This window comes from Flammeovirgaceae bacterium SG7u.111 (assembly GCA_034044135.1).
Taxonomy (GTDB): Bacteria; Bacteroidota; Bacteroidia; order Cytophagales; family Flammeovirgaceae.
Map to the genome: position 1 here is coordinate 1,952,062 of CP139021.1, position 20,370 is coordinate 1,972,431.

The 20,370-nt window shown below is 39.5% G+C and carries 15 protein-coding genes; 13 read left to right on the plus strand and 2 right to left on the minus strand.

Annotated features, from left to right (window positions below):
• Positions 1–50 precede the first annotated feature (50 nt).
• The 11 genes from R9C00_07725 to R9C00_07775 all read left to right on the plus strand — a co-directional run bounded on the left by R9C00_07725 (position 51) and on the right by R9C00_07775 (position 14,759).
• Complete coding sequence (locus R9C00_07725; GenBank protein WPO37335.1) at positions 51–2,354, plus strand: response regulator; 2,304 nt, start codon at positions 51–53, stop codon at positions 2,352–2,354.
• Positions 2,355–2,379: 25 nt separating this feature from the next.
• Entirely contained in the window at positions 2,380–2,862 is a 483-nt protein-coding gene (locus R9C00_07730; GenBank protein WPO37336.1) for a septal ring lytic transglycosylase RlpA family protein, read from the plus strand.
• A 106-nt stretch (positions 2,863–2,968) separates the two neighbouring features.
• Entirely contained in the window at positions 2,969–4,183 is a 1,215-nt protein-coding gene (gene sbcD, locus R9C00_07735) for an exonuclease subunit SbcD (protein WPO37337.1), read from the plus strand.
• 30 nt (positions 4,184–4,213) lie between these two features.
• Positions 4,214–4,852 carry a 4'-phosphopantetheinyl transferase superfamily protein gene (locus tag R9C00_07740; GenBank protein WPO37338.1) on the plus strand — a complete coding sequence of 213 codons (639 nt, stop codon included), beginning with the start codon at positions 4,214–4,216 and terminating at the stop codon, positions 4,850–4,852.
• A 94-nt stretch (positions 4,853–4,946) separates the two neighbouring features.
• Positions 4,947–6,236 (plus strand): hypothetical protein, encoded by a 1,290-nt coding sequence (locus tag R9C00_07745; GenBank protein WPO37339.1) that lies wholly within the window; start codon positions 4,947–4,949, stop codon positions 6,234–6,236.
• A gap of 13 nt (positions 6,237–6,249) precedes the next feature.
• The gene (gene wecB, locus R9C00_07750; protein ID WPO37340.1) at positions 6,250–7,353 is read left to right on the plus strand and encodes a UDP-N-acetylglucosamine 2-epimerase (non-hydrolyzing); all 1,104 of its coding nucleotides are present in this window, start codon (positions 6,250–6,252) and stop codon (positions 7,351–7,353) included.
• Positions 7,354–7,459: 106 nt separating this feature from the next.
• Complete coding sequence (gene polA / locus R9C00_07755) at positions 7,460–10,282, plus strand: DNA polymerase I (GenBank protein WPO37341.1); 2,823 nt, start codon at positions 7,460–7,462, stop codon at positions 10,280–10,282.
• 140 nt (positions 10,283–10,422) lie between these two features.
• Positions 10,423–11,328: a CsgG/HfaB family protein gene (locus tag R9C00_07760; protein WPO37342.1), complete on the plus strand. Its 906-nt coding sequence runs from the start codon at positions 10,423–10,425 to the stop codon at positions 11,326–11,328.
• 85 nt (positions 11,329–11,413) lie between these two features.
• The gene (locus R9C00_07765) at positions 11,414–12,835 is read left to right on the plus strand and encodes a DUF6175 family protein (protein ID WPO37343.1); all 1,422 of its coding nucleotides are present in this window, start codon (positions 11,414–11,416) and stop codon (positions 12,833–12,835) included.
• Between the two features lie 209 nt (positions 12,836–13,044).
• Positions 13,045–13,683, plus strand: coding sequence for a hypothetical protein (locus tag R9C00_07770; GenBank protein ID WPO37344.1), 639 nt, complete (start codon positions 13,045–13,047; stop codon positions 13,681–13,683).
• 128 nt (positions 13,684–13,811) lie between these two features.
• Complete coding sequence (locus R9C00_07775; protein ID WPO37345.1) at positions 13,812–14,759, plus strand: hypothetical protein; 948 nt, start codon at positions 13,812–13,814, stop codon at positions 14,757–14,759.
• A gap of 1 nt (position 14,760) precedes the next feature.
• Here R9C00_07775 and R9C00_07780 read toward each other — a convergent pair whose 3' ends face one another.
• Positions 14,761–15,153, minus strand: a complete 393-nt coding sequence (locus R9C00_07780; protein WPO37346.1) for a hypothetical protein — start codon at positions 15,151–15,153, stop codon at positions 14,761–14,763.
• The gene (accC, locus tag R9C00_07785) at positions 15,132–16,622 is read right to left on the minus strand and encodes an acetyl-CoA carboxylase biotin carboxylase subunit (protein ID WPO37347.1); all 1,491 of its coding nucleotides are present in this window, start codon (positions 16,620–16,622) and stop codon (positions 15,132–15,134) included. The genes R9C00_07780 and accC overlap by 22 nt, the downstream gene beginning before the upstream one ends.
• A gap of 113 nt (positions 16,623–16,735) precedes the next feature.
• Here accC and R9C00_07790 point away from each other — a divergent pair, with 113 nt between their 5' ends.
• Both R9C00_07790 and R9C00_07795 read left to right on the plus strand, forming a co-directional pair.
• Positions 16,736–18,913, plus strand: coding sequence for a T9SS type A sorting domain-containing protein (locus R9C00_07790; protein ID WPO37348.1), 2,178 nt, complete (start codon positions 16,736–16,738; stop codon positions 18,911–18,913).
• Positions 18,914–19,622: 709 nt separating this feature from the next.
• Positions 19,623–20,186, plus strand: a complete 564-nt coding sequence (locus tag R9C00_07795; protein WPO37349.1) for a hypothetical protein — start codon at positions 19,623–19,625, stop codon at positions 20,184–20,186.
• Positions 20,187–20,370 lie beyond the last annotated feature (184 nt).

A 20,370-nucleotide genomic window follows, 5' to 3' on the forward strand; every position in this document is an offset into this window, starting at 1 on the left:
GTAGTTCTGTTGTGAGCTATAGTAGTTGCTCTTGATTTGAATTTGCATATATGACATCATACAGTAAAGACTTTTTGTCTGGATTAACTATAAAAGAAGAGGATTTAATGAATTTGAGAGGCAGCATCCATTTTGCCAACCTCAAGCGCTTGCGCCTATTTTCCCTTCTCATTTCTATGCTCTGCTTTTTTCCAGGAATCATTTACAATGTGTATGTAGTCCTTAAAAATGACAGCATCGCAGATATCAAGCACTTTTACCAACTTGTTGTCCTTATTGCCCTTTCGGTAATCCTAACCATGTTTTATTTTCTTTCTACGTATTCCGAAAGGTTCAAATTTTCCACCCTCAAATACCTTGTATATATATTTGCAGCAGTTATTTTTATGCATACCTGCATTCTTACATATATCCAAATGCATTTTGGTTATGGAAAAGAACTTTACCAAATCTCCCTTTTGATGTTACTTGTCGGGTTTTACTGGAGGTATGTAGAGTCATCGGTGATGTATTTTGTGTGGAATATTGGGTATTCTATTCTCATTGTCAATTGGGGAAAGTATGCTCCAGAAGAGGCTATTTCCTACATAATGACCAATGCGGCTATCAGTGGTGTTTTTCTTATCGTTTCCTTTGTGATTTATCAAAAAGAAAAGGCTGATTGGGCAGAAAGAAATGAGCTCAAAAGAAATGTTGGTAAATCAGCTTTCAATACCAATGAGCAGTTATTCGATAAGGATGAGAAGCTGAAGGAGCTGGAAGAGATGGTAAAGCAATTGATAGAAGCAAAGGAAAAAGCTGAGAAAAATACCGATGCCAAGGCTGAATTTCTCTCTACCATGAGTCACGAAATCAGGACGCAGATGACGGCTATAAATGGAGTGAGCCTAATGCTGATGGAAGAAAACCCTCGTCCAGATCAGTTGGAACATATCCAAACCCTTCGCTATTCGGCAAAAAATCTTTTGGTGCTTATCAACGATATTCTAGATTTTAGCAAAATAGAAGCTGGGAAGATCACCTTTGAAGACCTAGATTTTAGCTTAAAAGATTTAATAGAACATGCTAAGCAATCATTTGCCTTCCAAGCGGTAGACAAGGGGGTTACGCTTAAGTTTATGAAGGATTCTGATGTGCCAGATATGCTTGTGGGCGACCCTGTGCGTCTTTCGCAAGTATTGAGTAATCTGATAAGTAATGCGATAAAGTTTACAAAAGACGGCGTGGTTAAGGTTGATGTGATGCTGAACAAACAAAAAGGCAGCATGGTTTCTATCGACTTTTCAGTGACAGATACAGGCATTGGAATTCCAACTCATCGGCTCGAAGATATATTTGAGAGCTTTAGCCAAGCTAGTTCAGATACTACCCGAAAGTTTGGCGGTACGGGTCTCGGTCTTACTATCACCAAGAGGTTGCTAGAAATGCAGCAGAGCAAAATCCGAGTGGAAAGTGAAGAAGGGAAAGGGTCTAGGTTTTATTTTACGCTTCAATTTCAAGTGAGTAAAAAAACAGAGAAATCTTCAAGTAGTTTCAAGCAGTTTAGCCCTAAGCTTAATAGCTTGAAAGGCGTGAAGATTCTTCTGGTAGATGATAATACCATAAACAGTGATATTGCGACCAAGATCTTGGAAAAATGGAAGGCTGAGGTAGAGTATGTGGAAAATGGGCAAGAGGCAATTGATAAAGTGAAATCTACTGATTATGATATTGTCTTAATGGATTTGCAGATGCCAGTAATGGACGGAATTGAAGCGACAAAAATCATTAGGAAGATAGACAATTCAAGGTTTGCTAGCCTTCCGATTTTAGCGCTGACGGCTTCTGCCATGACCGAAGAGCGAGAGAGGGTTTTTGAAGCAGGAATGGATGATTTTGTTACAAAACCCATCGAAAATGCAGAGCTATATTCTAAGATCGCCAAATTCGTAAGGAGAACGGTTGCCTCTCTCGATAAAGAAAGTCAGCAGGGGAATGAAGAATCTGAGATGGTAAATGAAGAAGTAGAAGAAGCTACCGATTTGTTGAGCTTTGGAGAATATTTAGCTGTAGCAGATGGAGATAATGAGTTTTTTAAGAAACTAGTTCAAAAAACAATTGATCAGTTGGAGGAGTTTCGTGAAAACTACCAAAAAGCCTTGAATAACAAAGATTTAAAAGCTGTGTCGAGAGCAAATCATAAATTGAAGCCTGGGCTGATTCGCCTAAAGGCATTACGTTTGCTAGATGAGATGGAAGAAGGAAAAGCGATCATAATAGAAGGAAGAAATGCTGCTTTGGTACACCAAAATATGAGTAAAATAAATTCGCTTGTTGACAAAGCGAAACACGAGTTAAGACAACAAATAAACTAATTCAATAACAATTAAACTAAATTTTATGACTTCAACTATTACTCTTTTTAATAGGGCATTTGTGCGCGGGATTTTATCCATAATGCTATTAGTAGCCATTCAGAGCTGCGAAATTTTAGATGAAATTTCACCAGAAGAAGAAACGGAGATTGAAGAGCCAACGGGCAATTTTGTTCAAAGCGGAATAGCCTCGTATTATGCCGATAAATTTGAGGGAAGATCAACGGCAAGTGGGGAGATTTTCAAACAAGATTTGCTTACTGCTGCACACAAAGATTTACCTTTTGGAACGGAAGTAAAAGTGACCAATCTTAAAAATGGGAAATCTATTACGGTAAAAATCAACGATAGAGGACCTTTTGTGACGGGAAGGATTATCGATTTATCGAAAGCTGGTGCCGAAGCCTTGGACTATATTAATGATGGCTTGGCTGACGTAAGAATAGAATGTGAGCTTCCTCAGTCGGTAGCGGACGAGCTAAATGAAAAGCTTGGGTTGACTCCGTAGTTTATTTAGAGAAAGAAATGAAAGTATTAAGGCATGACCGAAATTTTCGGTCATGCCTTTCTTTTTGAGAACATTTCACTATACTTGAAAATAAGCAAGAAATAGTATGAAAGTATTACACACGGCAGATTGGCATTTGGGGAAAAAGCTCAATGATTTTTCGAGGCACGATGAGCAAGTGGAAGTGTTAGAAGAAATTTGTCAGATTGCCGATAGTGAAGCAGTAGATGTGGTGTTGATAGCGGGCGATCTTTACGATACGTTCAACCCAGCAACGGAATCGGTTGAGCTTTTTTATAAAACAGTGAAAAAGCTTTCAAAAGATGGGAGGAGACCTGTGGTGGCAATTGCAGGCAATCACGATTCTGCCGATAGGATAGAGGCTCCAGATCCTTTGGCTCGTGAGTGTGGGATTATCTTGGCTGGCTATCCCGATTCGGAACCGCATCCCTTCAAATTGGAAACTGGGCTTGAGGTAACTAAATCTGCTCCAGGTTTTATCGAACTTCGTATTAATGAAACACTTCCTTTGCTGAGGCTAATCCTTACCCCCTACGCCAACGAGGCGAGGATGAAACAATATTTTGAAGATGCAGACCATGAAGAGGCTTTGCGCCAAACAATAAAAAAACAATGGGAAACTGCGGCAGAAACTTACTGTGATGAGAAAGGTGTGAATTTGCTAGTGGCGCATTTGTTTATGGCAAAAAAAGGGGCAGAACTGGAAAAAGAACCTGAAGACGAAAAGCAGATTTTACACATTGGCGGGGCGCAGGTTATTTATAGTGACGATGTTCCTTCTCAAATTCAATACACCGCTTTGGGGCATTTGCACCGTTTCCGTGACCTGCACAAAAATTTGGAAAAAGCTCCTGTGGTATATAGTGGAAGCTTGTTGGAATATAGCTTTAGCGAGGCTCATCAGCAGAAGTTTGTTTCTATTATTGAAGCAAAACCTGGAGAGGAGGCTAGTTATAAGTCGATAGGGCTTGCTTCTGGAAAGAGGTTGCATCGTAAGAAATTTGAAGTAATCGATGATGCCATAATTTGGCTGAAGGAAAACCCAGATACTTTTGTAGAGCTGACTATAGTTTCAGATGGTTTTTTGGAAGCAGAAGCGAAAAAAGCATTGTATTCAGCTCATAAGGGGATTGTTTTCCTCATTCCCGAAATAAAAGGAGGGGGCAAGATAGCAAAGGGAGAAAGTATCGATATTACTCAAAATACTGAAGACCTTTTTGTTTCTTATTTTACCCAAAAGAACGGGGTAGAACCTGACTCAGCACTCATGGAAGTTTTTAGGGAAATGATGGGGAAGTAGCTGCTACTTTCTGTAGAAAAACCAAATCTGATGAAGGAGATTTTAGTTTTGTGGATGTACTTAGATGCTCAAAAAAAAGCAATACTGCTCAAAGAAGTATATCCAAGTTTATCCACATCACTCCAAGAGTATCATGATAGTTTTCTGTTTGAAAAAGACCGCTTCCATTTTTTAGCAGGGAGAAAGATGCTAATGGATTCTTTGGTAAAAGAGGGGCTAGGGCAAGAGTTGATCAACCATATAAAGCAAAATGATTTTGGGCGACCTTACATTGAAAATGCCCCAGATTTCAATATTTCTCACAGTGGAGAGCTGGTGGTAATGGCTTGGAGCAAAGTAAGCCGAATAGGTGTGGATACTGAAGAAATAAGAACGATTGATTTTACAGAATATGAGGAGTTTTTTACCCCATTGGAGGTTTTAAGCATTAAAAATAATACAAACCTAGCTGAGCAATGCTTACGAGTTTGGACACGGAAAGAGGCTCTTGGGAAGTATTTGGGAAAAGGCTTGAGCGAAGATCGGCTAGCTTCAATAGATGTACTACAACCATTTGTCAGTATGGAAGGGCAAAACCTGTTTTTTCATGAAGTAGACCTACTCCCTGCATACATCACACATTTAGTGACTGATTTGCCCAATGCGAAAATTACCTTGCTGAGACATTGATTCATTTTTTTATGTACTTCCTTTCTTCAGTTAGCCTTATATTCGGCGGCTCATAAAGGCACGAGACTGCTTTTAACACAGATAAAGTTTTTATATGAAAAAGGTATTAATAATTTCCTATTTTTTCCCTCCATGTACACTTACTGCAGCGCAAAGAACAGGTTCTTGGGCAAGCGAGCTTCATAAAAATGGGTATTACCCTATAGTGATTAGTAGGCGCTGGAATCATCCATTAAAATCATTGAAAGATTGCTCCATACCTTCTAAAGGAGATGTGTTGCATGAAAAAAATGACCGTTTTGAGTCGTATCATTTGCCATATAAGGGCAATATGCGCGATAGAATGTTAACCAAGTATGGTGAAGGAAAGTTTTCTATGTTTAGAAGGATGCTTACACTGCTAGAGCTTATTTTACAGCCACTCTTTTTAAGTATAATTCCTTTCCATAATATGTATAAACAGGCTGAAAAGGTGCTAAAAGAAAATCCTGAAATTGAAAAAGTAGTGATTTCTGGAAATCTATTTATTCAGTTTCGGTTTGGCTATTTACTTCAGAAAAAGTTTGCGGTAAAATGGGTAGCCGACTACCGAGATGCATGGACGACAAGTGAAATCAATCAGTTAGAAAGGAGCAAGCTCTTTAGCCTGTTAGAGCCTTATGAACAATATTTTGAAAAGAAGTGGGTCGGGTCAGCCAGTAAAATCACTTCGGTATCCAAGCCTTTGGCAGATGGGATTTCAGAATTGGTAGGAGTGGGAAATGAGGTGCTCTATAATGGTTTTGTTGCAAAAGATTTTGAAGTAGCTGAAAATAGAGTGCCTTTTGAAGATTTTACCATTACCTACATTGGAACTCTTTACGAGGGTCAAGATGTAGGACTTTTTTGTAATGCTTTGAAGCGTTTTATAGATGTGCACTCAGGGTCAAGAGTAAAATTTTTACTTCCAGGCCTGGCAATTAATCCAGTTCAAAGAAAACGAATAGAAAACCTGCTAGAAGGTTACGAGCAATACTTCGAGTGTACCGAGCGGATTCCAAAAAAAGAAGTACTAGAAATTGAGCTTAGGTCCCACCTCTTGCTTCATGTGGCTTGGAAGGGGTTTAAAGGAATAGTTGCAAGTAAAATTTATGAATACCTTGCCAGCGGTACAACTATATTGGTTACTCCAGGCGACGATGGCTCTATTGATGAGATTATAAAGGCTTCGGAATGTGGAAAGGTGGCTAACTCGGAAGAAGAAATATTGGCAGTACTTGAAGAATTGTACGAGGAATTTTTGAAGGGCAACAAAATTGTCAATAATATTGAACATCCGAGGGTACAGCAATACGCTAGGTCTGAGCAGACCAAAAAGCTTTCGGAAATATTGGATAACCTATAAAAGCCAATTTTCAATGATAAAGAAGGTATTAGTTTGTGTTGGTACGCGCCCAAATCTTATAAAAATCACCCAATTTGAGTCTGTTTTTAAAAAATATCCCGATTTAGAATTTGTTTTATTGCATACTGGTCAGCACTATGATTACCAGATGAACCAGGTGTTTTTTGAAGAACTTCAAATTAAAAAGCCTGATGTGTTTTTGGGTGTGAAGGGTAAGTCCCAATTGGGAACTATTGCCGATATACTTTCAAAAATGGAAGAGGTGTTAACTGAAATGAACCCAGATTTGGTGATGGTGCCTGGCGATGTGAACTCTTCTTTGGCTTGTGCCTTGGCTGCCCATAGGTTGGGCTATCCTGTTGCCCACATAGAAAGTGGCTTAAGAAGTGAGGACAGGACCATGCCAGAAGAGCTAAATAGAATTCTGATAGATGACCTTTCCGATATTCATTTGGTAACCGAGCCAAGCGGTGAGCAAAATCTCAAAAAAGAAAGTAAGAATCATAGTGTAATTGAGTATGTAGGCAATACTATGATTGATTCATTGGTGGCTTATCAACCTATGGTTGCTAAATCTAGCGTATTGGAAAAGTTATCTTTAGAATCAAATTCCTTTACCACAGTAACCTTTCATCGACCAGTCAATGTCGACAATCAGGATAGCCTAATTGAGGTTGTCAATATCATCAAAGGCTTATCAAAATCAATCACAGTAGTATTTCCTGTTCATCCTCGAACCAAAAAGCAACTTGTGGAACATGGACTGTTTGAGTCTTTAGAAAATGAGAAGAATGTTGTACTGACAGAACCGCTTGGATATTTTGACTTTATGAAGCTAGTGAGTAATAGTAAATTTATCGTGACAGACTCAGGAGGAATTCAAGAAGAAACCACCTTTTTACAAGTACCTTGTCTCACTATTCGCCCAAATACTGAACGACCTGTTACGATTACTGAGGGTTCAAATACGCTCTTGCCTTTAGATCAAAAGCTAGTTTTTACCGAAGTGGAAAAAATCATGGATGGAACATATAAATCGGGTGAAGTTCCTGCTCTGTGGGATGGAAAGGCTACCGAAAGAATTGTTAAAGCTATATCAGGCTATTTCAAAAACTAACCCCAAACTTTTTCTTTGTTCCTAGTTTAGAATTCCGAACTTTAACACTTGATTAATTTCTAGTGCAGATTTTCTTTGCCTTTACCTAAGATTATTTAATAAACATATGTCTTCAAAAAAACTATTTCTTCTCGATGCCATGGCGCTGATTTACCGCGCTCATTTTGCCTTTAGCAAAAATCCTAGGGTCAATTCCAAGGGGATGAGTACGGGGGCGGTGTTGGGCTTTACCAATACGCTGTGGGATATTATCAAAAGGGAGCAGCCTACGCACATTGCCGTGGCTTTCGACACGCCTAAACCTACCTTTAGGCATGTGCAATTTCCTGAGTACAAGGCGCAGCGTGAGGCGCAGCCCGAAGACATAACTGTTGCCATTCCTTATGTGAAAAAGATGGTGAAAGCTTTCAATATCCAACTATTAGAAATGGATGGCTTTGAAGCGGATGACGTGATTGGGACAATTGCCAAAAGGTGTCCTTCAGAAGGGTTTGAGGTGTTTATGATGACGCCTGATAAGGATTATGGGCAATTGGTAGACGAACATATTTTCTTGTACAAGCCTGCTTTTATGGGGAATAGTTTTGAGGTGATGGGCATTCCTGAAATCCTCAAAAAATGGGACATTGAGCGAATAGACCAAGTGGTGGATATGTTGGGCATGCAAGGCGATGCGGTAGATAATATTCCTGGAATCCCTGGAATTGGCCCTAAAACGGCGGCTAAGCTTTTGCACCAATTTGGCAGCGTAGAAGGGGTGATCGAGAATTCGGATAAGCTGAAGGGTAAACAAAAGGAGAGGGTGGAAGAAAATGCTGAACAAGCTATCTTATCCAAAGAGCTAGCTAGGATAAAGACGGATGTGCCCATTGAGTGCGAAGTGGAAAGGATGACGTATAATGGTTTTGATGAAGCGGCGTTGAAGGAGCTTTTTGAGGAGCTTGAGTTCAGGACGCTAGGCAAGAGGATTTTGGGAGAGGAGCTTAAAAAGAAAACCAAAGCTGCGCCCAAAAAGCCTGCCCAAGGTCAGCAAATGTCCCTGTTTGGGGCACAGCCAGCAGCTGCAGCTACTGCCGAAGTTGAAGAGGAAGAAGAGCAAGTTCCAGCAACGCACCTAACTATTGACCTTCATCCGCACGATTACCGAGCGGTAACTACTGCTGAGGAAAGAAAGCGATTGATTCATTTTTTGAGCTTGCAAAAAGAATTTTGCTTCGATACGGAAACTACTGGAGTAGATCCTTTTGAAGCTGAACTGGTCGGGATGTCTTTTGGCTGGAAGAAAGGGGAGGCTTTTTATGTGCCTGTTCCTGCCGATGAAGCCGGGGCAAAAGCTATTGTGGCGGAGTTTGCAGAAGTGTTTGCCAACCCAGCCACGATGAAAATTGCCCAAAACATCAAGTATGACATGATCGTACTGGAAAACTACGGAGTAAAAGTGAAAGGGAAGTTGTTTGATACCATGCTTGCCCACTACCTGTTGGAGCCAGATAAAAGGCACAATATGGATGTGTTGGCAGATACGTATTTGAACTACACGCCTGTTTCTATCGAAACTTTAATAGGGAAAAAAGGAAAGAAACAGGGAAGTATGCGAGATGTGGATTTAGCGCTCATCACTGAATATGCTTCGGAAGATGCGGACATTACCTTCCAACTAAAAGAGGAACTTGAACCTTTACTTAAGAAAGAGGCAAAACTTCAAGAGCTATTTTCCGACGTAGAATGTGAGCTAGTACCAGTGCTTGCCGCAATTGAAAGAAATGGGGTAAAAATAGATACCGAAGCGCTAAAGATCTTTTCCGATGAACTTCAAGTGTCTATTTCAGAGCTAGAGAAAAGTATTTACCAAGAAGCAGGGACGGAGTTCAATATTAATTCTCCTAAGCAAATGGGTGAGGTATTGTTCGATAAAATAAAGTTGGTAGATAAGCCCAAAAAGACTAAAACAGGGCAATATGCTACGGGCGAGGAAATTTTGGTAAACTTGGCTTCCGAGCATAAAATAGTAGAAAATATACTTGAATACCGCCAACTCCAAAAGCTGAAATCTACGTATGTAGATGCCCTCCCAGAGTTGATTAGCCCTAAAGATAATCTGATTCATACATCTTACAATCAGGCAGTTGCGGCAACAGGTAGGTTGAGCTCCACGAATCCGAACCTTCAGAATATTCCAATCCGAACGGATAAGGGTCGGGAAATTAGGAAAGCCTTCGTGCCTAGAAATAATGATTACGTGATCATGGCGGCGGATTATTCGCAAGTGGAACTTCGCATCATGGCATCGTTCAGCAAAGACGAGGTGATGATTGATGCTTTCCGCCAAGGCAGGGATATTCACGCTACTACAGCTGCAAAAATTTACAACGTACCGCTTGAAGAGGTGGATGGAGATATGAGAAGGAAGGCGAAAACAGCCAACTTTGGTATTATCTATGGTATTTCTGCTTTTGGTCTTTCTCAACGGTTGAACATTCCACGTAAGGAAGCAGCGGAGATTATTGATGCCTATTTCAATGAATTCCCTTCGATAAAAGCCTACATGGACGAAATAGTGAACTTTGCCAGAGAAAATGAATACGTGGAAACCATTTTGGGTAGAAGAAGGTATTTGAGAGATATCAATTCCCGAAATGCGAACATGCGTGGTTTTGCTGAGCGTAATGCGATCAATGCCCCTATCCAAGGCAGTGCAGCCGATGTTATTAAAATGGCGATGATAAAAATCCAAAACTGGATGGTGAAAGAAGGGTTGAAATCAAAGATGATCATGCAAGTGCATGATGAATTGGTGTTTGATGTTTACAAAAGCGAATTGGAATTGCTTAAGAGCAAAGTGACGGAGCTGATGGAAAATGCAGTTGAGCTTGAAGTGCCTCTAATGGTAGAGGCTGGTGTGGGCGAAACATGGCTGGAGGCTCATTGATTTGCAGAGATTTTGAACAACTTTAATGAATAACCGGCAAGGATTGAATTCTTTTTTTGAATTTAATTCTTGCCTTGCTTTTATAAATTGGACTACTTTACGTTGAATCCTATATAACTTAACTCAACTAATTTAATATTATGAAACCAGTTTACGTACTGCTTTTAGTATTATCAATTTTCCAATTCCCTCAAAATGCTTCGGCTCAAGATGAAGATAAGAAAATCATCGCGGTAACTCCATTTGCTTATGCTGGAACTCGAAGCGCTAAAGCCTATGCTAGTAGCTTGACCGAAGTGGTAGTTGGCTCGGTAGTGAAATCCAACCGTTTCACAGTGGTGGATAGGACAAATTTCGATGACATTTTTTCAGAAGAAAACCTACAAAAGGGAGAAAGCTTCATAGAAGGAGAAGTTGTGGAGCAAGGTAAAAAACTTGGTGCGCAATTTATTATTACCGGAAACCTGATTAGTGCATCTTCTGAGCCAGTGTATAGAGAAGTGCCTGTGAGTAAAGACTCAGAAGAAAAGAAAAAAGTGCTGGATGGTTACAAAGGAAAGGTGAGTTTTTCCATTAAGATCCTAGATGTGACTACGGGTCAGATCATGGCAACTTCTACACTTGGAAATGATGGGAGTGGCAATTTTTGGTATTTCATGAGTAAGTACGGCACTAAGGAAGAAGCGATAACTGAAGCTTTAAAATCAGCTGATAAGCCTGTTTTCCAGTTTATTGATAAACATTTCCCTGTTTCAATGCGCATATTTGAAATTACCGATCAGAAGAAAGGGCGCGCAAAAGAAATTGTAGTTACAGGAGGTAGTTCAAAAGGACTTTTCGTTGGACAGAATTTGAGTATTGTGGAAGTAAGAGAGGTTACTGTAGATGGAAAAGTATTGGAGCGTAAAAAACCAATTGGAGAAGCGGTGATTACGGATATTGAAGATGAGAATTTTTCAAAATGCAAAGTAAGAAGAAGCGGTGCAGAACTTGTAAAAGAGAAATTTGACTCCAACGCAAATGTATTTGTGATCACTGGTCAATAACCTTTTATTGGCCATACCGTATATTGATTTGTGATTTTGAATTGGGGCGATTTACCTGTTTGCCCCAATCTAATTTACCTTACATATGAAAAACTCAAAGCTTCTAGTTTTTGGCCTTGCCTTTATTTTTTTTCTTAGTCCAGCGGCTATCGTTCCATCTGCAAATGCCCAATCTTCACAGAAAAAGCTCAACGCAATAGTGGTACCTATGGCTATGGAAGGGGAAAGCATTTGTGATGTACTCAACAAAAATATTCCTCAGCGCGAAGCAATAGAAGTATTGACCGCCGAACTTCGTGCCAATGGATTCAATGTGACTGATTTCATCCCGATTTCCCGAATTGTGAAATCGAAGGGAGGTTGCAACGGGACTAATGAAGAAATTCTGAACAAAATAATTCAGACGAGTAAGAGCCAAGTGTACTTTACGGCAGAGCCAAATTTTGTAAAGACTTCTACAGGAAATTATGTTTCCCTCAGCGTGACGGCTTTCAATGCGGCTACGCATGATATGATGTCGTACCAATCGGCACAGTCTAATAAATTTTACAGCGAAAATGTAAAGCTTTTGTCAAAAAGGGCTTTTAATAGCCTGAAAGAGCCTTTGTTGGCAGATATAAATGCAGGAGCAAGCCTGTTGGCAGATATAGGCGGTGGGGGAGAAGTAAAAAATAATGTTGGTCCTGCTGAGATAAAGCTAGAATCAGATGTGGATGTGAACATTCCTAGCCTCAATAGAGTAAACAAAGATGCGGTTGCAGTCATCATCGGGAATAGAACCTACGATTCTGAAATCCCTTCGGTAGATTTTGCCCTCAACGATGCTCGAACAATGAAAAAGTACTTGATACAGACCTTCGGGTTTAGGGAAGGAAACATTATTGTGGAAGAAGATGCTACGCAGGGAAATTTCCAAGCTATTTTTGGGAAAGAAGGCGACCATAAGGCAAAGCTGTATAATTATGTGAAGCCCGGAAAGTCAGATGTGTTTGTCTTTTATAGTGGGCACGGAGCACCCGATCCTGAGACAAAGGATGGCTATTTTGTACCAGTAGATTGCGACCCATCGCTGGTAAAGTTCAACGGCTATTCATTAAATACTTTCTACCAAAACCTTGGGCAAATAGAGTACAAAACGCTCAATGTGGTTATTGATGCCTGTTTCAGCGGATCTTCTGACCAAGGGATGTTATTAAAGGATATTTCTCCAGTGTTTATCAAGTCGGAAAACACCGTGCTGAATGATGAAAATGCGGCTGTGTTTACTTCTTGTGCCCCAGATCAGGTTTCATCTTGGTACAGAGACAAAAGCCATGGTTTGTTTACTTATTTCTTCTTGAAAGGATTACAAGGAGATGCAGATAATAACAGCGATAGGCAACTTACTGTTGACGAATTGCGTACTTACTTGCAAGACAACGTTACCTACATGGCTCGAAGGCTAAACAACAGAGAGCAAGACCCACAAATAACGGGTGAGTCTGATAAAGTCATTTTAGCTTATTAAACAAGCATTCTTTAAAAAGTATATTTTTTGTGAGGTACCATCATCTACCCAAAACCAAGTGGTAATTTTTAAGGTATAACTAAAAAAATAGTATTCAAAAATATATTTATTTTATGTAATAATAATAAATCAGAATATTTGTTATAATTCACATAACCTTTCCAATTTTAATTTCGTAAAGCTTATTGTTCTAACTAATTTTATTCGTAATGAAAAAACAATTGATCTTAACTTTAGTACTTGGATTTCTTTTTGCCTCGGCTAATGTTTTTGCCCAAGTCGATGTAAAGAAAAAAGACTTAAAAGCCATAAAACAGGCTAAAAAAGAATCCAAGAAGATGAAAAAAGAAGGATGGAATGTGGCTCCAGGCGCATTGCCTCTCGAAAAATCGCTTGAGCGCTCATGGTCATTGCTCCTCGACATGGATGAGAAAGGTAGGAAGAAGTACATTGATGCTGATGGTAATGCTGTGGCAGAATCAAAATCAGCTGCTGATATTCAGGCGCTTGAGCTTGCAAAATTGAACTTGGCGGGCCAGTTAGAAACAGAAATTGCTGCACTTATCGAGGCTTCAGTTGCCAACCAACAGCTTTCAAGAGAAGATGCTGCTTCGGTAACCAAAGTGGTGGCAGGTTCTAAAAACATGATCAAAAACACAATCACTCAAGTAGATCCAGTTTATAAGGTTTACAGAGATGTTGGAGACAAAAACGTAGAGGTTCAGTTGAAAATATTTTACAACAGGGATGAGGCTTACAACAACGCCAAAAGAGTAGTTCGCAAGAAATTGGAAGAGGAAACTACTATCATCCACCAAAAGTTGGATAATCTCCTTGACCTTAAATAAGAAAGGAATCCAATAAAATAAATATATCAGGTTGGGAATTTTTGATGAACTTCATCTCTGATTCCCAACCTTTTTTGTTTAGCTTTCTACCTAATTCAAGTTTTACTACCCCCGAAATTATTGCTGCTATGAAGAATTTAAGCCTGAGTATTTTTCTTTTGTTGTCACTTGTGCTTTCAGGTTATGCCCAAAAGGCTAAAAAAGCTAAAATCATAAATGTGGAAGGCAAAGCCGAAGTATTACTTACAGATGCCTATTGCATTGGCGATATCAAGAAAAGGATAGTGGACATGGCAAAAATCAATGCCTTGGAAAATGCATTTGGAAAAGTGATAGTGCAAGGTACTAATACGTACATAGAAAATACAACAACTGGTGAGCGAACGGAGACCAATACGAGCATGAATGTGATAGCTAACTCTATGGTGTTGGGGGAGTTTGTAGAAGAGCGCGTGACCAAATTGGAGTGGGTAGTACGCGACGGGCATACCAACAGCACGGGAATGGGGCAAGAGCTTTGGTTATTATGTGAAGTGGATGGAAAGGCTAGGGAAATTACAGGTGCTGCCGTTGATTTTGAAGCATATACCTTGAACTGTAATAATCCTGAAAATTGCCAGACAGAGATTTATAAAAATAATGAGAGACTGTATTTGGATTTCAAAACTCCTGTAGATGGCTATCTCAGTGTGTTTATTAAAGATTTTGAAGAGGACGTGGTGTACCGGGTTTTTCCGTATTCGGGCATGAAGGGACAGTATGAAAGTGCCGTGCCGGTACGAGCAGACCAGAATTACATCTTATTTTCCGAGGCTCATCACAAACAGTATTTTCCTGAGCTAAGTACGCGTGTAATGGACCCAGTAGCAGTGCAGACCAACAAAGAACAGCTTTTCAATAGGCTATTTGTCGTATTTTCCCCAGTGCCTTATAGCAAGCCTATCCTAACTGCACACCCAGAGTGGGGAGGGATCAAGACAGTAGATTTTGAGAAATTCCAAGAATGGCTGAACAAGAACAAGGGGAAAAACCCCAAGTTCCAGACCAGTAATATCGATATCGTGATTAAGCGATAACTTAAAAGTTTTGCTGAGTGATTTCACTCACTTGATTGAGGGAGTTAAAACGGATGTAAAAATTCTTGCTGGCAATGCCGCTTTTTGCACCTTCGCATTGACTCCCTTTTTCTATATAGTAAATATAAAATTTCTGACTGCGTTCGTATAATTCCACTTGATCGGGGCTACCCAAAAGCTTTCTAATTTCACCTTCTTGTTTGCCCATCAATTTCGGACGGATATTTTGGAATTGCTTTACTAATGCGAACCTTTCGTTATTGCAGCCTAACTTGTCATTTTTCCATGTTAGGCTGTCAAATTCCTCTTCCAAGACTTGCTTTCCACCGCAAGAAGTCGTCAAGCTACTGAATATGAATAGAATAAAAAATATCAGTGGTTTCTTAGTTTCCATTTACTACTGGTTTTTTGTTTGGCAAGAGGTTCACTTGCCGTAGGTTGTTGGTTTTCGAGCAGAAAATTAACAAAGGCGGCGGCAATTTCCCCTTCTTTTTCCACATAGTTTTTTTTCAATGCATTTGCGGAGAAGAAATCTTCAATGAATTTGGTATTATAACCACCTTCTGTAAAACTTGGATGTTCGAAAACAAACCGGCAAAAGTCTAAGGTCGTACTGATACCCGTGATGTGATATTCATCTATAACCCTGAGCATCCTTTTTAATGCGCCCTCTCGATTTTGGGCAAAAGTGCATAGTTTGGCTATCATTGGATCATAAAATATCGGTATTTCCATTCCCTCTTCGTACCCATCATCTACCCGCACGCCTGGCCCTTGGGGAGTACGGTAGGTGTGTAACGTTCCTGTATCTGGCAAAAAGCTGTTGGCAGGATCTTCTGCATACACCCTCACCTCAATGGCATGCCCGCTTATTTTTAAGTCCTTTTGTTCAAATGAAAGCTTCTCACCTTGAGCTATTTTGATTTGCTCTTTCACTAAATCTACCTGTGTAATCAGTTCTGTTACAGGATGTTCTACCTGAAGGCGTGTGTTCATTTCCAAAAAGTAAAAATTCAGGTCTTTATCTACTACAAATTCTACCGTGCCCGCTCCCTCATAGTTACACGCTTTGGCTACCTCAACCGCATATTTGCCCATTTCGGCTCGCTTTTCTGCACTAAGCTTGGGCGATGGAGCTTCCTCAATCACCTTTTGGTGTCGGCGTTGGACAGAGCATTCTCTATCAAACAAATGAACCACATTGCCATACTGGTCTCCCAAAATTTGGAATTCGATGTGGCTAGGTGAAGTCACAAATTTTTCAATAAAAACTAAACCACTTCCAAAAGCAGATTGAGCTTCGGAAATAGCCCGCTGCATTTGTTCTTCTAGTTCGTTCTCGTTTTCTACAATTCGCATCCCTTTTCCACCTCCGCCAGCACTGGCTTTTATCAAAACAGGATAGCCTATTTTGTTAGCGATAATTTTCGCTTCTGTTATATCAGAAATAGCATCGGGAGAACCTGGGACAAGAGGCACATTTCGCTTTTTTACCGCTGCTTTCGCCATCAACTTGTCACCCATAGTTTCTATGGACTCTGGCGATGGACCTATCAGCTTGATATCAGCGGCTTTGAGCTGTCGGGCAAAATCAGCATTTTCCGACAAAAAGCCGTAGCCAGGATGAACGGCATCTACTTGGGTTGCTTTGCATGCCTCTATTATTTTTTCGATTTTTAGGTAAGATTCAGCAGAAGGCGAAGCTCCTATATGCACCGCTTCATCTGCATACCTTACGTGCAAAGCATTCCGGTCTGCATCACTATAGACAGCTACGGTGCCAATGCCCATTTCCTTTGCAGTACGGATGATGCGTACTGCAATTTCTCCTCTATTAGCGATCAATATTTTTCCGATTTTCATATTATTAAAATTCATGCATTCGCAAAATGTTTAGCTTAACACAAACTATTTTCACACTAACAACTTCTTATCAAGTTGATGTGTCTTTTTGAATGAAAACTATGAGCATTAAAATGAACAAATTCTTACTTGTACTACTGATTTTTTTTGGGACTGATGTATTAGGTCAACAGTTTGCATTTGAGCACCACGATTCGGTGAAAGTGCTAAGGGATGGTAAGGAATTGTCACTTGTAGGAGGAGGTGGTACTAATTCTGCTCAGTTCAATACCATAGACCTAAATGCTGACGGAGTAGAAGATTTGGTGGTTTTTGATAGAACCAATGACAAAGTAAGCACATTTTTGGCGGTAAATAATCAGTATAAATATGCCCCTGATTATGAAATCCTATTCCCTCAAGACCTAACTTTTTGGATGTTGTTGAGGGACTTTGATGGGGATGGCAAGAAAGATATTTTCACCTCTAGCACAAGCGGAATATCTGTTTATAAAAATATGGCTGCTGGAACAGCCTCTCCAAAATGGGAGCTATTTAAGGAAACGCTTAGCACCTTTGGCTTTTCGGGTAGGCTGATCAATCTCAAAGTAGATGTAACAGATATTCCGGCTATTAGCGACATAGATGGTGATGGTGACTTAGATGTGTTGAATTTCAAACCGTTGTTTGGAGGCACTGTTGAGTTTCATCAGAACATGAGCATGGAAAGGTACGGGAGTGTAGATAGTTTAGAGTTTGATAAAATCACAGATAGATGGGGTGATTTTGAGGAATGCGGGACGTGTAATACGTATATTTTCAACCAATCGGCAGCTTGCCGTACTAAGGCAGAAACACATGCAGGTTCAGCTATTCTAGCCCTCGATCTGAATGGCGATGGCGATAAAGAAATGTTGTTGGGTGAAATCACTTGTGAGAACTTGGTGTTGCTCATGAATGAAGGAACTGTTGCCGAGGCAAAGTTTAATGCTGTTATTTCTTCATGGCCAGCATCTAACCCCATCGATATGTTTGTATTTCCCGCAGCTTTCCACGAAGACCTCGATTTTGATGGAAAAAAAGACTTGGTAGTCAGCCCAAATCTTTTCACCAATGAGGCAGATATGGTCAATTTTTACACTTCCAATTGGTATTACAAAAATACGGGGACAGTGGAGAATCCTGAATTTACCTTTGTCCAAAATGATTTTCTACAATCGGAAATGCTCGATTTTGGAGAGTATGCAGTGCCTGCTTTTGTAGATTACGACCAAGATGGAGACTACGATATGTTTGTGGGAAATAGAGGAAAAGTTGTAGGGGGGGAGTTTTTTGCAACTATCTCACATTTTGAAAACACAGGTGATAACGACTTGCCCATTTTCGAGCTTGTGAATGATGATTTTGCCCAGCTTTCTGATCAGGAGTTGGTGAGTATAAAGCCATCATTCGCTGACCTTAACGGCGACGGAAGAGCCGATTTGTATTTTTCTGCAAGACCATATACTGCTCGGGAATCTGCCATTTACTACCTGCTTGCCACCGGCAGTAGCCCTTTGGTATTTGATGGAAATCTTCAGCAATTCTCTATCAGCATTGAGCCTTCGGACGAGCCCTTGTTTTTTGATGTGGATGAAGATGGAGACATGGATTTATTATTGGGCAAAGAGAAAGGTGCATCGCTTCATTATTATGAGAATCTTGGTGATGATGTATTCGAGCAAAAAAGTATCGCTTTGGGAGGAATAGGTTTCGATTCCAAAAATAGAGAACTGAGCATAGAAATAGCCGATATTCTTCGCGATGGAAAGCCGGAACTTATTACAGGAGATTTTACTGGTAGGCTTACTATTTATCCAGATTTTCAGGAGCAACTTGCACTTGCTGCTGATACACTTATACCTAGCGATGAAATGGTCTATAATTCCATCACCAAACAATATACATCACCTTATTTTGGACAGCGTTTTTTTCCAGCTGCTTTGGGTAGTAATTTGGTATTAGGATCGGTCAATGGAGGGCTACATTTCCTGAAGAGCACCCAAGTAGTTAGTGGGATAGAAGATGGACAAATTGAGCTAGCAGTAGTCCTTTATCCCAACCCAGCTGCCGATGAAGTGTACATTAGCTCTTCTCAGCCTTTCAATGTTAAAGTGTTCAATATTCTTGGGGAACAAATTGCCAATTTGGGGATGGTTTCTCCTATTAAAGACTTCAAGATTGATACTAAAAAATGGGAAGATGGACTATATATAATCAGGTTAGTTGGCAAAGAAGGGTATATGTCTAAGAAGGTGATTATAAAACATTGAGTACTTTTGTTTTTTTATTGTTTTTGATAAAAATGGCAACTGTATAATGAATTGTATCGTAATTTATTTTGGGCATTAAGTGTTATTAGCATTTCAAACAGTGTCAATATTTTGAAATACGATGTTTTTTGATTCTTTTTACTTCTGTAAAGAGAATGTTTGTATTAATATAATACTATGTAGAAATAGTTTGTCTGTTCTACATTAGTTAAGAATGGTATTTGCATAAGTTTAGCTAAAAAGAGTCTGCAAGTAATAAATCATTAAACTGTTTTCTGTTTGTGATACCAATAATAAATAACCACACCAATTAGCTTCTACCATTCGGTAATTCTTTTACTAACATAACTGGATATAAATAATACACTATTTCAACTAGGGTAAGACTTTTCTTTTTATACAGTCCTAAAGGTTATAGAAATTCCTTAATTGATTTTCAGATTTCCTTTATAGATGGCTTGGGTACAAGGGTGCTTGGTATAATTGGATTCGTTCGAAATAATAGTCACTTGTGCTGACCTAAGCGTTACCTGACATTAAGAATAAGAAACTATTAATTATTAGAATCCGAAGTGCATAAGAAGAGAATAATCTACTTTTTCATAAAAAAAATACAAAAAATTAAACATTGTTATATACTAGATCAATAATTCTGGCGTGTAACAGATACTAAATTGTGTAACTCATAGCATATCTAACCTAACTTATCATGATGATTAAAGAACAATGGGTCCAAATCGACTTCAGTGATCCTTTTTTTGAGGTAAAAGTTCAAAATGTAAAATCTGAATACGAAGTATCGAGCTGGGGTCGAGCTAAAAAAGACGGCGAACTTATCGCAGGTTCTACCGTAAATGGCTACAAATTTATCCGAGTATACCTCGGTTACTGCAAGGAGCGCAAACGAGGCATGGAAAAAAGGCTTCCCCTACACCGTGTAGTTGCCTACTATTTTGTGACCAACGATGATCCCGATTACAAAAACTATGTCTCATTCAGAGATAACGATTCTCTAAATTGCCAAGCTCGAAATTTACAATGGATCCCTCATAGCGAAGCTAGCCGTAAAGGATATGAAAGCGCCGTAGCAAGGGGTACATGGAAAGGCGATAGTCCTTTGAGAAAACATGTGAAGCTTAACAAAGAAAAAGTAAAGATCATACGTGAAAGACATTCCAAGGGTGTCGCCCCCAAAAGGTTAGCCCAGCAGTTTGGTGTTTCTACCATGCAAATTTCAAGAGTAGTAAACCATGTAGACTGGAAAAACGCATAAAAATATATAATTGGATTTCTTCTAAAAACTGTGACTAACATTGGTCACAGTTTTTTTTGTTTTCAAAAACTTAAAACTTTCCTATAACACATGATATAAGATTTGGTCTCATAATAGGGCAAATACTTCTTTTGATATCTATAGGATTTAATGTTAAATTGGTAAAAAAAGTTTAGGATTTAAC

Coding starts and splice junctions, on each gene's coding strand:
- R9C00_07775 (WPO37345.1), top strand. CDS start 13,812: ATGAAGAATTTAAGCCTGAGTATTTTTCTTTTGTTGTCACTTGTGCTT.
- R9C00_07770 (WPO37344.1), top strand. CDS start 13,045: ATGAAAAAACAATTGATCTTAACTTTAGTACTTGGATTTCTTTTTGCC.
- R9C00_07745 (WPO37339.1), top strand. CDS start 4,947: ATGAAAAAGGTATTAATAATTTCCTATTTTTTCCCTCCATGTACACTT.
- R9C00_07760 (WPO37342.1), top strand. CDS start 10,423: ATGAAACCAGTTTACGTACTGCTTTTAGTATTATCAATTTTCCAATTC.
- R9C00_07765 (WPO37343.1), top strand. CDS start 11,414: ATGAAAAACTCAAAGCTTCTAGTTTTTGGCCTTGCCTTTATTTTTTTT.
- R9C00_07725 (WPO37335.1), top strand. CDS start 51: ATGACATCATACAGTAAAGACTTTTTGTCTGGATTAACTATAAAAGAA.
- R9C00_07780 (WPO37346.1), bottom strand. CDS start 15,153: ATGGAAACTAAGAAACCACTGATATTTTTTATTCTATTCATATTCAGT.
- R9C00_07790 (WPO37348.1), top strand. CDS start 16,736: ATGAACAAATTCTTACTTGTACTACTGATTTTTTTTGGGACTGATGTA.
- R9C00_07740 (WPO37338.1), top strand. CDS start 4,214: ATGAAGGAGATTTTAGTTTTGTGGATGTACTTAGATGCTCAAAAAAAA.
- R9C00_07730 (WPO37336.1), top strand. CDS start 2,380: ATGACTTCAACTATTACTCTTTTTAATAGGGCATTTGTGCGCGGGATT.
- R9C00_07795 (WPO37349.1), top strand. CDS start 19,623: ATGATGATTAAAGAACAATGGGTCCAAATCGACTTCAGTGATCCTTTT.
- accC (WPO37347.1), bottom strand. CDS start 16,622: ATGAAAATCGGAAAAATATTGATCGCTAATAGAGGAGAAATTGCAGTA.
- polA (WPO37341.1), top strand. CDS start 7,460: ATGTCTTCAAAAAAACTATTTCTTCTCGATGCCATGGCGCTGATTTAC.
- wecB (WPO37340.1), top strand. CDS start 6,250: ATGATAAAGAAGGTATTAGTTTGTGTTGGTACGCGCCCAAATCTTATA.
- sbcD (WPO37337.1), top strand. CDS start 2,969: ATGAAAGTATTACACACGGCAGATTGGCATTTGGGGAAAAAGCTCAAT.